The 12803-nt window shown below is 58.9% G+C and carries 12 protein-coding genes; 9 read left to right on the forward strand and 3 right to left on the reverse strand.

All coding sequences use genetic code 11. The features are described from left to right. Complete coding sequence (locus M504_RS08375) at nucleotides 1-1680, reverse strand: alkaline phosphatase family protein (RefSeq protein ID WP_047490090.1); 1680 nt, start codon at nucleotides 1678-1680, stop codon at nucleotides 1-3. Nucleotides 1681-1797: 117 nt separating this feature from the next. On the opposite strand from M504_RS08375, the gene serS reads away from it, so the two are divergent. The 4 genes from serS (at nucleotide 1798) to M504_RS08395 (ending at nucleotide 5446) form a co-directional block, all read left to right on the forward strand. Further along, nucleotides 1798-3117, forward strand: a complete 1320-nt coding sequence (gene serS / locus M504_RS08380) for a serine--tRNA ligase (protein ID WP_047490093.1) — start codon at nucleotides 1798-1800, stop codon at nucleotides 3115-3117. Nucleotides 3118-3121: 4 nt separating this feature from the next. Further along, nucleotides 3122-3502 carry a hypothetical protein gene (locus M504_RS08385; protein WP_047490096.1) on the forward strand — a complete coding sequence of 127 codons (381 nt, stop codon included), beginning with the start codon at nucleotides 3122-3124 and terminating at the stop codon, nucleotides 3500-3502. 76 nt (nucleotides 3503-3578) lie between these two features. After that, nucleotides 3579-4250, forward strand: a complete 672-nt coding sequence (locus M504_RS08390; RefSeq protein ID WP_047490099.1) for a hypothetical protein — start codon at nucleotides 3579-3581, stop codon at nucleotides 4248-4250. 83 nt (nucleotides 4251-4333) lie between these two features. Next, a complete protein-coding gene (locus M504_RS08395) occupies nucleotides 4334-5446 on the forward strand; it encodes a TIGR03435 family protein (protein ID WP_047490100.1) in 1113 nt (370 codons plus the stop codon). A gap of 10 nt (nucleotides 5447-5456) precedes the next feature. Here the strand turns inward: M504_RS08395 and M504_RS08400 are convergent, their stop codons facing one another. Continuing rightward, nucleotides 5457-6242, reverse strand: coding sequence for an amidohydrolase family protein (locus tag M504_RS08400; RefSeq protein ID WP_198137554.1), 786 nt, complete (start codon nucleotides 6240-6242; stop codon nucleotides 5457-5459). 230 nt (nucleotides 6243-6472) lie between these two features. On the opposite strand from M504_RS08400, the gene M504_RS08405 reads away from it, so the two are divergent. The 3 genes from M504_RS08405 to M504_RS08415 all read left to right on the forward strand — a co-directional run bounded on the left by M504_RS08405 (nucleotide 6473) and on the right by M504_RS08415 (nucleotide 9290). After that, nucleotides 6473-7243, forward strand: a complete 771-nt coding sequence (locus M504_RS08405) for an RNA polymerase sigma factor (RefSeq protein WP_047490107.1) — start codon at nucleotides 6473-6475, stop codon at nucleotides 7241-7243. Between the two features lie 165 nt (nucleotides 7244-7408). Further along, nucleotides 7409-8374: an anti-sigma factor gene (locus M504_RS08410; RefSeq protein ID WP_047490110.1), complete on the forward strand. Its 966-nt coding sequence runs from the start codon at nucleotides 7409-7411 to the stop codon at nucleotides 8372-8374. Then, complete coding sequence (locus M504_RS08415) at nucleotides 8361-9290, forward strand: PDZ domain-containing protein (protein ID WP_047490112.1); 930 nt, start codon at nucleotides 8361-8363, stop codon at nucleotides 9288-9290. The genes M504_RS08410 and M504_RS08415 overlap by 14 nt, the downstream gene beginning before the upstream one ends. Nucleotides 9291-9390: 100 nt before the next feature. Here M504_RS08415 and M504_RS08420 read toward each other — a convergent pair whose 3' ends face one another. Next, on the reverse strand, nucleotides 9391-10983 hold the full coding sequence (locus M504_RS08420; RefSeq protein ID WP_047490114.1) for a DHA2 family efflux MFS transporter permease subunit: 1593 nt from the start codon (nucleotides 10981-10983) through the stop codon (nucleotides 9391-9393). A 41-nt stretch (nucleotides 10984-11024) separates the two neighbouring features. Between M504_RS08420 and M504_RS21205 the strand changes: the two genes are divergently transcribed. Both M504_RS21205 and M504_RS08430 read left to right on the forward strand, forming a co-directional pair. Next, the gene (locus tag M504_RS21205) at nucleotides 11025-11522 is read left to right on the forward strand and encodes a MarR family winged helix-turn-helix transcriptional regulator (protein ID WP_052200535.1); all 498 of its coding nucleotides are present in this window, start codon (nucleotides 11025-11027) and stop codon (nucleotides 11520-11522) included. A 46-nt stretch (nucleotides 11523-11568) separates the two neighbouring features. Beyond that, nucleotides 11569-12801: a threonine ammonia-lyase gene (locus tag M504_RS08430; RefSeq protein ID WP_047490118.1), complete on the forward strand. Its 1233-nt coding sequence runs from the start codon at nucleotides 11569-11571 to the stop codon at nucleotides 12799-12801. Nucleotides 12802-12803: the final 2 nt, after the last annotated feature.

A 12803-nucleotide genomic window follows, 5' to 3' on the forward strand; every position in this document is an offset into this window, starting at 1 on the left:
TCACTTCTTCAGTGTAGTAGCTGGCACCGTGGTCCGTTCGGGTTTCAATGCTTCGATGCGTACCGTTCCCACCGCCGCGGACGGGCGGTTGATTCGCAGCAGCGAGGCGAACGTTGCTGCGATGTCCACCGGCTGCACCATGTTGCGATAGGTGCCGGGCTGGAAGGGAGCGCCGTAGAAGTCCAGCGGCACGTGGCGGTCGTAAGAGTTCTGCGAATAGTGCGTGGTACCGGTTTCCGAGCCGTAGTACTGGTATGCGCCGAAGTTCAGATGGACGGCCCAGCGAACGACCGGCGAGTAGCTGTGAAGTTCGCGGCGGCCCTGATCGGTGTCGGGGACCTGACCGTTGCGAAGCTGGGTTGCGGTGTAAACGTACTGCACGCGCATGGGTTCGGGGAGGCGTCCGCCAACGGCACCGGCGTGCTGCGCTGTGTCGCGCGGCTGGCTGCCGAAGTAGTCAAAGACCGCCTTGGAAGTAGCTTCTTCTGCCTGCTCTTCCGTAATGCCCTGCGCCTCAAACGGTTCGGGATCGATTTGCAGCCAGGGCGATTCGCCGCCCAGCACGTACTTCACGCTGTTCTTGGGCTTGAACTTGTCGTGCAGCGCCTTCTCCACGAAGTCATACAGCGGCTTGGTGGCGATGCCGCGTGCGGGCATGCCCATGCCGATGGCCGCGTTGACGCTGGCGGAAACGCCATGGTCGCCGGTGAGGGAGACGTACACGTTCTTCAGGCCGACGGTCTGGTCGATCCAGGTGAAGAAGCGGTCAAGCTCCACGTCTGTGCCGTCAACCAGAGCGCGCTGGTGGCCTTCGTCTGGGCCGTAGCGGTGACCGGCAATGTCAGTGGACGAGATGGAGATGGTGATGAGGTCAGTCACGCCATCGGGGTTGTGGCCCAGGTGCTCGTTCTGGATGAGTGCCTTCGCGAAGTCGAGCTGGTAGCCCACGCCCTGCTGCGTTGCGCCCACGAGTTCGTAGAAGCTGCCTTTCGGGATATTCGAGGCGGCGCGTGCCTTTGCGACTTCCTCACCCTTATTGAAGTCTTCCACCCACGATGGAAGCTGGTTCATCCAGTACGTGGAGGTGATCCAGCGACCGGATTCGTGGTCGGTCCAGAAAGCGGCCTTAGTGGCGTGGCCGCTGGTGAGGATGGCGGCGCGGTCTTTCAGCGAGACGCCGTAGACGCGGGCCTTGCCGCCGGTGGCGAGAACAAGTTCATCGCCCAGTGTGGATGCCACCTGAAAGTGTGGCGAGGCGCCGGGGGACGTCTTGGCGCCGGGCGCTTCGCCCACGATGGTGTAGCGGTCGTCGTCGATGGACTGGACGGAACGGATCTTGCCGTCGGGGCCTTTCTCATACCAATCGTTCACGGGGATGCCGTGACCATCGGTATATGCGCCGGTGCCGATGGTGGAGTGGCCGGGGCCGGTGACGAGGTTTGCGTAGTCGTAATAGCAGTCGGTGTAATGCACGCCCTGCTTCAGGAACAGGTTCCAGCCGTTCTTTGCCTTGAAGTCGGCGCGCCAGCGGTCCAGATAGTCGCCGCGGAACTGGTCGAAGACGAGTTCAACGACGAGTTTGGGCGAGCCGGTGTAAGCCTGTGCGTGGAGCGCGGGCACGGCTGCAGACGCAAGGGCAGCAACGAGCAGAGAGGCAGCAAAAGATCGGAACGAACGCATGCAGACATGGTACTGCGATGCTTGCGGCGAATCCTTACAGGATTCTGACAATTGCGTCAGAGACTGCCATCGGCGAGTTCTGACGCCTAAAGCGCCCGGAACCGATACCATAGAGGAATGCTTGATCTTGCATACGTCCGGGGCAATCTCCCGGAGGTGGAAGCTGCGCTTCGCCGCCGTAACGCTGACCCCGCCGCCCTGCTGGGCGATTTTGCCGCCATCGACTCCGCCCGCCGCGAGGCCATTACTGCCGTGGAGCAGTTGAAGGCGAAGCGTAACCGCCTGTCAGAAGAGATTGGCAAGCTAAAGCGCACGGGCGGCGATGCCTCTGCGCTAACCGAGGAAGTCCGCGCGCTGCGCGAGGAATCGGAATCACTGGAAGCCGCTGCCACTGCGCATGATGCGAAGCTGCGCAACATTCTGGAAGCCATCCCAAACATCCCCGACGCCAGCGTTCCTGATGGTAAGGATGAGACCGGCAACAAGCTGGAAAAGAGCTGGGGTGAGCCGAAGGCGCTGGCTCACGCGAAGCCGCACTGGGAGATTGGCGAAGCGCTGGGTGTTCTGGACTTTCAGCGTGCCGCGAAGATCTCTGGCTCACGTTTTGTGGTGCAGGTGGGCGCGGGTGCTCGTCTGGAGCGCGCGCTGGCGAACTTCATGTTGGACCTACACATCAACGAGCATGGCTACACCGAAGTGATGCCGCCGGTGATGGTGAATTCGCAGAGCCTGTTTGGAACGGGCCAGTTGCCCAAGTTTGCCGAAGACCTGTTCCATTGCGACGACAAGGGCGCTTACGTCCCCGGCGAGTTGCAAGACAACGATCACTGGCTGATTCCGACTGCCGAAGTGCCGGTGACGAATCTGTATCGCGACGAAACGATTGAGCTGAATCCGACGATCAGCTATTGCGCTTACACGCCTTGCTTTCGTAGCGAAGCGGGCAGCTATGGGCGCGATGTGCGCGGCATGATTCGGCAGCACCAGTTTCAGAAAGTCGAACTTGTAAAGTTCACCACGCCGGATAACAGCATGGCTGAACTGGATAAGCTGACGCTGAATGCTGAGGCGGTTCTGGAGAAGCTGGGACTTCCCTATCGCCGCATGTTGCTCTGCACCGGCGACATGGGTTTTGGATCGATGAAGACCTACGATCTGGAAGTGTGGTTACCGAGCCAGAACACCTATCGCGAGATTTCTTCGTGCAGCAACATGGGCAGCTTCCAGGCGCGTCGTGCGAATATCCGCTATCGTCCTGCGGGGCAGAAGAAGACAGAATATGTGCACACGCTGAACGGCAGCGGTCTGGCCGTGGGCCGCACGTATCTTGCGATTCTGGAAAACTATCTGCAGGAAGATGGCAGCGTCCGTGTGCCGGATGTGCTGGTGCCGTACATGGGCGGATTGACCGTAATTACCAAGCAGGCAGGGCTATAAAACGATGCTGAAGACACTACGCAGCTACCTGTTCTGGACGTATGAACGTGGCAGCTTTCACTATGACGTGATGGTGACGCTGATTCTGTTGTTCATCTTTGTGTCGCCGCATGTGATCAATTTCCGCGACCGGCCGGTGTACAACCTGCCGTCGCAGATCATGGTGCAGAACGATGGCACGGGCAGCATTACCTACGAGGTGAAGGCATCCGATGTGCAGCAGAGCCTTCAGCATGTCTCCAGCAACGATTCGGAAAAGCGTATGCGCCGGGCGTTGCGCCGATTGATTGAGCCGATTGCGGGTGATGTTCTGATTGAGCGCTATGAGCCGGTCACTGGCGCCGATGGGCAGACTACGGCGTACCGCGTCTGGGCTCATCGTTAATATCGCAACGCCACCGACGCAGCCATCCCGCTCAAACCTGTGTCTAATGAATTGGTTTGAGGGCCACAGGAGCAAGATGACTTTTTTCGCACGCACAACCGCCACAGCCGCCATTGTTCTGAGCACCTTCACCGCCGCACACGCGGCCACCGATCCGGCACTGGATAAGACATTGCGCGATCTGGATGCGGCCTCCGCGAAGTTTCAGAGCGCCGAGGCGGATCTGCGTTGGGATCAGTTTGAGAAGGTAGTGCGCGAGACGACGTCGCAGTTTGGCTCGGTGTACGTGATCCGTAAGGGCAGTTCCACAGAGTATGGTGCGACGTTGACCTCGAAACAGGGTACGCCGCCTACAAAGTATCTCCACTTTGCGAATGGCAAGGGCGACATGTACGACGTGATCGCTAAAAAGGACACGCCGCTGAATGCGGGGCAGGACAAGGCGCGCGTGGAGAGCTTTATCACGCTGGGTTTTGGCGGTAGCGGCAAGGACCTCGAAAAGCAGTGGACTATTACGCAGCAGGGCACAGAGACAGTGGACAACGTCTCGACTGTGAAGTTGGATCTGGTGCCGAAGGATCCGTCAGTGGCGAACATGTTCACGCATGTGACGATCTGGATCGACACGACGCGTGGTATTTCGCTGAAGCAGCTTTCGTACACGCCTGAGGGCGATACGCGTACCGCGTTCTACACAAACATTCGCTACAACAAGTCGGTGGATACAAAGAAGTACGCGAAGAAGTAGTTACGCGAAACTCTTTCATTTTTTCTGAGCGAAAACGCGTAGAGGGCGTCTTTTCTGGTGACAGCACCCGAGAGGACGCCCTTTTGACATTTCCGCACCGTTGGTTCGGCATCTGCCTTCTGCTTCTTAGTCTGCTGACTGAGGCGCTGCAGGCACAAACACCGAATGGGGTGTGGCAAGGTACGCTGCCTGTGGACCATGACGCCCGTTTGGTGCTTCGGTTGGACCTGCCTGTAGAAGGTGCACCAAGGGGTACGTTTCAGTGGGTGGATCGCGAGCCGGCCGGTATCGCATTCTCTTCCGTGAAGCTGCATGCCGGTGAATTGGCGGCGGAGTCTGATGTTGTCGGTGTTTCGTTTCACGGCAAGCTGTCAGCAGATGGACAATCGCTGGTCGGCGCGTGGATGCAGGACCAAAAGAGCTATTCCCTGACGCTGATGCGAACGGCGCCGGAACAGGCTTGGCAGCATGGCGGCGCGGCTGTTGCCGCGATGGCGAGGACAGCCGATCCGGCGTTTGAGGTGGCGAGCATTCGTCCGAGTGCGCCTGGAACGAAGGGGCATCGCTATGACATTCGGACGCGGGATTTCGGTGCGCACAATGCTTCCCTGTCCGATCTTGTGAAGTTTGCGTTTCAGGTGCGGGCGCGACAGATTTCTGGTGCACCGGCGTGGATGGACGAGGAGAAGTTCGACATCACGGCCAAGCCGGATACTCCTGGCCAGCCGAACGTGGATCAGTACCGCACCATGGTTAAGAAGCTGCTGGCGGAACGATTCGGCTTCCGCTTTCATACGGTGCAGCAAGCCTTTCCCGTGTATGCGCTCACGTTGGCCGCCCCACATCCCGGACTGAACAAAAGCAATCCGGGCCTAAACAGCTATGGCATTTCGCTAAAGCAGGACCCCGGCGGCGATACGACCCAAGTCCGTTTCACGTACGAAACCATGCCGGAGTTTGTGGATATCCTGATGAACTTCATTGAGGGTCGGCAGGTTGTGGACGAGACGGGGCTGGGCGGGGCATTCGATTTCAGCATGGTGTTGCCGTCTGCTGCGTTGGACAGCGCGGATAGCGGCGAAAAGACAACAGCATTTCTACGCGCTGTGCAGCCGTTGGGATTCCGGCTTGTGCCAAAATCCGCGCCGGTTCCGGTCATGGTGATTGACCAGGTGACGCGGCCTTCTCCGAACTGAACTTTTCTCGCTATTTCAATCCGAATAGTTTGGCGGCGTTGTCGTGCAGGATGGATTGTTCTTCCTGCGCGGTGAAGCCCATGGAGCGGACGGCTTTGAGCGCATCGCCGGGGTTGTCGACTGGCCAATCGGAGCCGAAGAGGAAGTGATCAGTGCCTATCTTTCGGATTGTCCAGACGAGTTCCGGCACGACGGGCGAGCCTTGATAAGCGACGGCGATGGCGGACAGATCGAACGAGACGTTTGCCGCCATGCCTAGTTTGCTCATCTGCGCGAAGGTGAGCGCTTCGCGAAACTCTGAGAAAAACATGTGCGCCAGCACGATGTGCGTCTGCGGATGCTGCACGGCCAGGAGCAGGAATTTGCCCGGCTGGCTGGGGTCCCATGGTTTGTAGGAGTCGAAGAGGATGGCGATATTCAGCTTGCCGCATTCCTCGACTACTGTTCCGACTGCTGGATCGGAGACGTCGAAGTTCTGGGAGTTGGGGTGGAGTTTGATCTCGCGAACACCAAGTTTTGCAAGGCGACGCAGTTCTTCCAGGGCGGCTTCGCCATCCAGTGGGTGCACCGACGGGACGGCGTAGAAACGTCCCTGCGAAGCAGCCGCTACCGCTAATACCTTGTCATTGTTGGCGCGGGTCTGTTCCGGCTGGCCTTTGGACGCGATCACGATCAGGGCGCTTTGCCGGATGCCGGCCTGCGAATCCAGTTGCAGCAGTTTTTCCGTGCCGATGGGCTGATCCACTTTTACCGCGTCGCCGTCGCTAAAACGGATGTGGGCGTGGGCGTCAATCACGGGCCCTTTGTACTGCTGCGCGAATCCTTGACCACCGGAAACACCGAATATCAGAAGTGCAACTGCTGCAGGGAGGATTCGTTTCATAGCTCGCGGATACGTTTGGGATGGTGGTGAGGTTCCTGATTTTTCTTCTGATGTGCTGAGGTACGGACTGGAACTAACCTTTTTGCGATTGCCGGGTCTATCACAACAAGATCGGATCTTCTGGCTTCCGGAGTCAGCGCACGATGGGTACACAGATTGTTGGCAGTGGTTTGGCGGCGGGCACTTTGAACGACCCGGCCGTAGGAAGTGTTTTCAATGCAGGCGGTGCGTTCGCGCCGGGCGTGGTCGCGGTAGAATCGCCAGCAGTGGCGAAAGTAGCGGCAGGTCGGGCAGGGCGAGCGGCGCTGACACCAGCGCAGATGGAAGCGCGGGCGCAGCAACGTCTGGAAGATGACGAGCTGATCCGGCAGGCCCAAAAGGGCCAGCGCGGTGCGTTTGACCAGCTTGTGCGGCGGTACGATGGCGCGGTATTGCGCCTGGCGCTGCATATGCTTGGAAATGAACAAGATGCGCAGGACGTGCATCAGGAAGCGTTCCTGAAGGCATACCGGCATCTGCAGAATTTTCGGTTTGAGTGCTCGTTTTATACGTGGCTCTACCGGATTGTGACGAACCTTTGCCTGGACGCGCTGCGTCGGCGTAAGAGCCGCCGCGAAGATCCGAGCATCGTCACCGACAGTTCGGGCGACACGATTGACCTGATGAGCAGCGTGAGCGACGACCGCGCCGGGGCCAATCCGGACCTGGAACTGCGACGCAAGACTTTGAACCGGCGCATTCAGGAAGCGCTGGACCAACTGACACCGCGCGAGCGGACGGTGTTTGAACTGAAGCACTACCAGGGTCTGAAGCTTCGCGCCATTGGCGAGATGCTGCAGACCACGGAAGAGACGGCGAAGAACACACTCTTTCGAGCAACGCGTAAATTGCGCGCCAATCTGGCAGACGCATAAAGCACCAAGAACGCATCAAGACGTTCCCCCAGTACGACGCAGCAACACCCCACCGGCAAAGCCGGGGGCAAATCAGACGACAGGCGATAGCGTTTTCGAAACGTTACGACCCGCCGCCGCAAAAGCAACAACTTTCAGGAAGCCATACACAAGGAACACAGCGTCATGAAGTGCGATGAGGTAAAAGATCAACTGATTCTGCTGGCTTACGACGAGATCCCGGAAGAGGATCACGCGGAGCTTCAGCTGCATCTGCGGAACTGTAGCGATTGCCAGGCCGAGGCGGATGCCATGGCCGAGTTGACCGCCATTCTTTCCGAACAGACTCGACCGGAGGTTCCCGCGAACCTGCTGGCTGCGAGCCGTCTGCGACTGGATGAAGCGCTGGACGAAGCCAGCCAGAGCACCTGGCGAATGCGTCTGCGAAACACCCTGGTGGGTACGTGGCAGCATCTTTATGCCGCGCCCGCACTGGCGACGCTGCTGGTGGGTGTTGGATTTTTGAGCGGCAACCTGCTCACGCGTTATCAATTGGCCAGCACCCCGATTCCCCAGCCCGCCGTGGTCTCCATGAACGACACGGAAGGCGCTGTGAGCAATATCAGCGGCATTCTTCCCTTGCCTGATGCTGACCGCGTGGAAGTTCGTTATAACCGCGTTGTTCCCATGACCATGCAGGGCCGTCTGGATGATCCGCAGGTGCGTCAGTTACTGACGCTGGCGGCGCAGAAGGGCCTGAACAACGATGTGCGCGAAACCAGCGTCGACCTGCTGGCAAAAGAATGCGTTGCAGGACATCACTGTGAACATGGCGATGGCGACCGCACGGGCGTTCGCGATGCGCTGCTGGTAAGCCTGCGTTATGACAAGAGCGCGACGGTTCGCCTGCGTGCCCTGGAAGGTTTGCAGCGTTTCATTGGTGAAGACCTGCGCGTACGCGATGCTGTGCTGGAAAGCCTGATGCACGATTCCAATGCCGATGTGCGTACACGCGCCATTGCGATGCTGGAGCCGGTGGAAGGCGACACCAGCGTACGGCAGGTGCTGCACACGGTTTCCACACAGGACGATAACCCCTACATCCGCAATGCATCCATGCAAGCGCTGGGGAATATCGATGGCATTCAATAACCTGGCTGCGGCCGCGATCTCCCTCACGTTGCTGGCGGTACCGGTTGCGCATGCGCAGGAAGTGCTGGTGTGTTCCCTGGAACCGCCACCGATGTATGGTGCGGGAGCTGGCGGACACAGCACACCTGTGCAGGGCTACCTGGGCATCATGTTTCATGATGTTTCGGACTCCACGTACAACTCGCAACATCTGAGAGACAAACGTGGCGCTGAGATCGTGATGGTGGATCATGACGGGCCTGCCGGCAAGGCTGGCTTGCGTGAGCACGACGTTGTTCTAAGCATGAACGGAACGACCGTGGAAGGCGAAGAGCAACTGCGGAAGCTGCTGCACGATATGCCATCCGGTAGAACGATTTCGCTTACCGTGTGGCGCGATGGCATGGAGCGTTCCTTGTCGGCCACGCTCTCTACTCGTGAAGAAGTGGATAAGCAGGCACGGTTGCAACGCTGGACTGTTCCGAATCCCGACGAGAGTACGGCTTCCGCAGAACCCGCTCCTCCACCGGCAGCGCCGAAGAGTAGCGGCGTGTTTGGTCATTCGTTCATGTCAAGCCATCTGTTGCCGCTGTTGCCTGTTTACACCGGCGCTACGGTGGACACGATGGGCGCACAGCTTGCGGATTACTTTGGCGTGAAGGATGGCAATGGTTTGTTGGTGCATGCCGTAGAAGGCAACAGCCCTGCTGCTGCTGCGGGCCTTCATGCGGGCGATGTGATCACACGCATGAATGGGAACCGCGTGAATACCGAGAAGGACTGGACACGCGCGTTGCATGACGGCAAAGGCAAGCCCATCACCATGGTGATTGTGCGCGATCGTAAGGAACAGACGCTGACGATGGTATCTGATGGCAAGAAACGCAGTTCAGTGGAAATGCCCGCGTCTGAAGAACCTATGCTGATGATGCCCTAGACCGTTTCCGACCTGATTCTGAGGGCAAAGAAAAATGACAGCATTCGAAAGGGGGGCGGATATTCTCCGCGCCCCTTCTCTTTTCCGTTTGCCAGAAGGTTTAGTGACCGGCCATCTGTTCCGGATCGACCTTGGCATTCTTGGGTGGCAGTCGCATCAACCACACCAGCGGTGACAGAGCCATGACCACCCACGCGAGCATAGCGAAGGCGTTCTTGTACGCGATCATGGTGGCCTGCTGCGCCATCTGTCCGTAGGCCGATGCCATGGCCATGGATTGTGCCTGCGCGTAGGTTGTGTGCGTGGCTGCGGCAAAGCGGCTGACGTATGCCTGCAATGCGTAACTGCCTGCTGTGATGTTCGCGCCGAGGTTGCTCATGTGCACCTGCGCAGAACGCGCCAGATACGTGGTGAGCAGCGCCGTGCCCGCCGATCCACCGATGTTTCGAGCGAAGTTGGAGAGCGACGAAATCTGGTTGCTCTTCTCGCGCGGCACACCCACGTAATTCAGCGTGGAGATGGGAATAAAGATAAACGGCAGGCCGATGACCTGCAGCATGCGCCACAGCGTTACTGTTCCGAAAGACGAGTACAGATCGAGCCGTGTGAGGTTATACAAACCTGCAGCGACCGCGAGATAGCCAAGCATTACGGTGAGGCGCGGATCTCCCTTGCCCAGTGTTTTGCCTGCGACGGCCATCATGACCATCATGACCAGACCGGCTGGACTTAGCACTTTACCTGCGAGCTCCGCAGTGTAGCCAAGCATCGTTTGCAGATACTGCGGGATCAGCACCGTCGATCCGAACAAAACCATGCCGAGCACCAATTGCAGGAAGACGGCAGTGCCGAAGTTACGGTTCTTCAACAGCTTCAAGTCCACGATGGGGTCGGGGTGGTTCCACTCCCAGAAGACGAAGAAGATGAGGATAATGACGGCGAGCGCCGCGGTGAGTTGAATCTCACCGGAGCCGAACCAGTCCTTCTCCTGTCCCTTGTCCAGTGTGAATTCCAGCAGGCCCACGCCGAGTGCGACGCTGATAAGACCGATGAAGTCGACGGGGTCTTTGCGCTTGGTGCGCTCCACCAGTTCCGGTGGGTCCTCGACCATGCGGTTCGACAGATACAGCGACAGCAGGCCGAAGGGCAGGTTGATGAAGAAGATCCAGTGCCAGTTGTAGTTGTCGGTGAGCCATCCGCCCAGTGTGGGGCCGATGGCAGGCGCGACGACGACGGCAGCGCCATACATGGCAAAGGCCTGGCCGCGCTTTTCAATGGGGAAGGTATCGGCCAGGATGGCCTGCTCACTGGGAGCGAGACCGCCGCCGCCAAGTCCCTGAAGGATACGCGCGACGATAAGGAACGGCAGCGTGGGCGCGAGACCGCACAGCAGCGAGCACGCCGTAAACATCACGACGCACATCATGTAAAAACGCTTGCGCCCGATGCGATTGGAGATCCATCCGGAGATAGGAAGGATGACGGCCGACGCAACCAGGTAGCTGGTAAGCACCCAGGTGGCTTCATCCTGCGAGGCGCCTACGGAGCCCGCAATATGTGGCAACGCGACGTTTGCAATGGAGGTATCCAGCACTTCCATAAACGTGGCGATGGTAACGGTCATGGCCACGAGCCACGGGTTGTGCTTCGGCTTCCAGACAGCTTCGTGATGAGTTGTGGTCGTTGCAGCCATATCAGGTTACTGATATATAGAGTATCAGGGACCTGATACGGATGCGGAAATCGAAGCAGGAAATTCGGGATGAAGCGGCACTCCGCATTTCGCTTGCGATGAAGCGGCTGGTCAGCACAGGGCGCCTGCTGCTGGAGGCGGAACTGGAGCCCGATGGCATTACGCTGGCACAGTTGCGCATGCTGAAGACGCTGGAGGAGACCGCGGAGCTCTCGTCCGCGGAACTGTCACGCGCTTGTTTTGTCACGCCGCAGAGCATGCAGACCCTGGTAGCGCGGGCTGAACGCGAAGGATGGATCAAGCGCTCCCCTTCTCCGCAGAACCGTCGCATCCTGACCACCACGCTGACAGCGAAGGGGCGAGGCGTGTTGGAGCGCGGCATGGAGCTGTGGACCATCATTAGCAGGGAGATGTGGGGCGGAATTCAGCTCTCTGAGATGGAAGAACTGCACCGGATTCTGAATCTGGCTGTGGACCACCTCCAGCCTCGCCTGAACAGCCTGCATGACCGCCCCATGCTGAAACATGGTCCTGTTTAGGTTCCCCCTGTCTGCGTAGGCGATTTACCCTAGAAGGTAGACGCACATGCCATCCGTAAAAACTGAACTCGCCATTACACTTGCCGACGTGGAGGCAGCGCGCGAGCGCGTGCGCGACGCCGTGTACTATACGCCGTGTGCCTTCTCGCACACGCTGACAGAACTGACCGGGCAGCAAGTTCACCTGAAGCTGGAGAACCTGCAGATGACCGGCGCGTTTAAAGAACGCGGCGCGCTGAACCGAATTAGCCTGCTGACACCGGAACAGGCTGGGCGCGGCGTGATTGCGGCATCCGCTGGAAACCATGCGCAGGGCGTGGCTTATCACGCGACACGTCGCGGAATTAAGTCGACCATTGTGATGCCCGAGCCGACACCGATGGTGAAGGTGAATGCGACTCGCCGCTTTGGCGCAAACGTGATTCTGCATGGGCCGAACTACGACGCCGCGTACGCGGAAGCGCGCAGGCTGTGCGATGCCGAGGGGCTTACGTTCATTCATCCTTTCGATGATGCGGAGGTCATCGCTGGTCAGGGCACCATTGGCCTGGAGCTGCTGGAGCAGGTGGATGGGCTGGAAGCCGTGGTCGTCCCCATTGGCGGCGGCGGTCTGATCGGCGGCATTGCCTGCGCGGTGAAGTCGCGCAACCCGAACATCCGCGTGGTGGGTGTGCAGACCTCGCGGCTGCCCAGCATGAAGGCTGCTGTGGAAGCGGGGCATCCTGTCACGATTGATGCTGCGACGACTATCGGCGACGGCATTGCCGTGCGTCGCAGCGGCGACATCACGCTACCGCTGGTGCAGAAGTATGTCGATGAAATTGTCACGGTAGATGAAGACGAAATTGCTGCGGCAATCCTTGTTCTGCTGGAACGTGAGAAGACGCTCGCAGAGGGCGCCGGTGCTACTGCTCTTGCTGCGCTGCTGCAAAAACGGACTTCGCTGAAGAATGCAAAGACTGCGGTTTTGGTGTGCGGCGGCAACATCGACGTCACATTGCTGAGCCGCATAATTGAACGCGGTTTGGTGCAGGATGGACGTTTGATCCGGCTGCGCATTCACCTGCTTGACCGCGCTGGTGCGTTGCAGGACCTGACCACGCTGATTGCGAAACATGGCGTCAATATTGTGGATACGCTCTATAACCGCGCTTACTATGGAGTGAATTTGGGTGATACGACCATTGACATCACCATGGAAACGCGCGGACGCGATCAGGTGGAAGAACTGCTGAATGCGTTGACCGAGGGTGGCTATCGGCACTCGCGAGTGCTTTAACT

Origin of the sequence: Terriglobus sp. TAA 43, from assembly GCF_000800015.1 — a bacterium.
Classification (GTDB): Bacteria; Acidobacteriota; Terriglobia; order Terriglobales; family Acidobacteriaceae; genus Terriglobus.

What these genes read in the sequence shown, in the direction of transcription:
- M504_RS08410 (WP_047490110.1), top strand. Translation starts at nt 7,409, where the DNA reads ATGAAGTGCGATGAGGTAAAAGATCAACTGATTCTGCTGGCTTACGAC.
- M504_RS08415 (WP_047490112.1), top strand. Translation starts at nt 8,361, where the DNA reads ATGGCATTCAATAACCTGGCTGCGGCCGCGATCTCCCTCACGTTGCTG.
- M504_RS08390 (WP_047490099.1), top strand. Translation starts at nt 3,579, where the DNA reads ATGACTTTTTTCGCACGCACAACCGCCACAGCCGCCATTGTTCTGAGC.
- serS (WP_047490093.1), top strand. Translation starts at nt 1,798, where the DNA reads ATGCTTGATCTTGCATACGTCCGGGGCAATCTCCCGGAGGTGGAAGCT.
- M504_RS08375 (WP_047490090.1), bottom strand. Translation starts at nt 1,680, where the DNA reads ATGCGTTCGTTCCGATCTTTTGCTGCCTCTCTGCTCGTTGCTGCCCTT.
- M504_RS08405 (WP_047490107.1), top strand. Translation starts at nt 6,473, where the DNA reads ATGGGTACACAGATTGTTGGCAGTGGTTTGGCGGCGGGCACTTTGAAC.
- M504_RS21205 (WP_052200535.1), top strand. Translation starts at nt 11,025, where the DNA reads ATGCGGAAATCGAAGCAGGAAATTCGGGATGAAGCGGCACTCCGCATT.
- M504_RS08420 (WP_047490114.1), bottom strand. Translation starts at nt 10,983, where the DNA reads ATGGCTGCAACGACCACAACTCATCACGAAGCTGTCTGGAAGCCGAAG.
- M504_RS08385 (WP_047490096.1), top strand. Translation starts at nt 3,122, where the DNA reads ATGCTGAAGACACTACGCAGCTACCTGTTCTGGACGTATGAACGTGGC.
- M504_RS08430 (WP_047490118.1), top strand. Translation starts at nt 11,569, where the DNA reads ATGCCATCCGTAAAAACTGAACTCGCCATTACACTTGCCGACGTGGAG.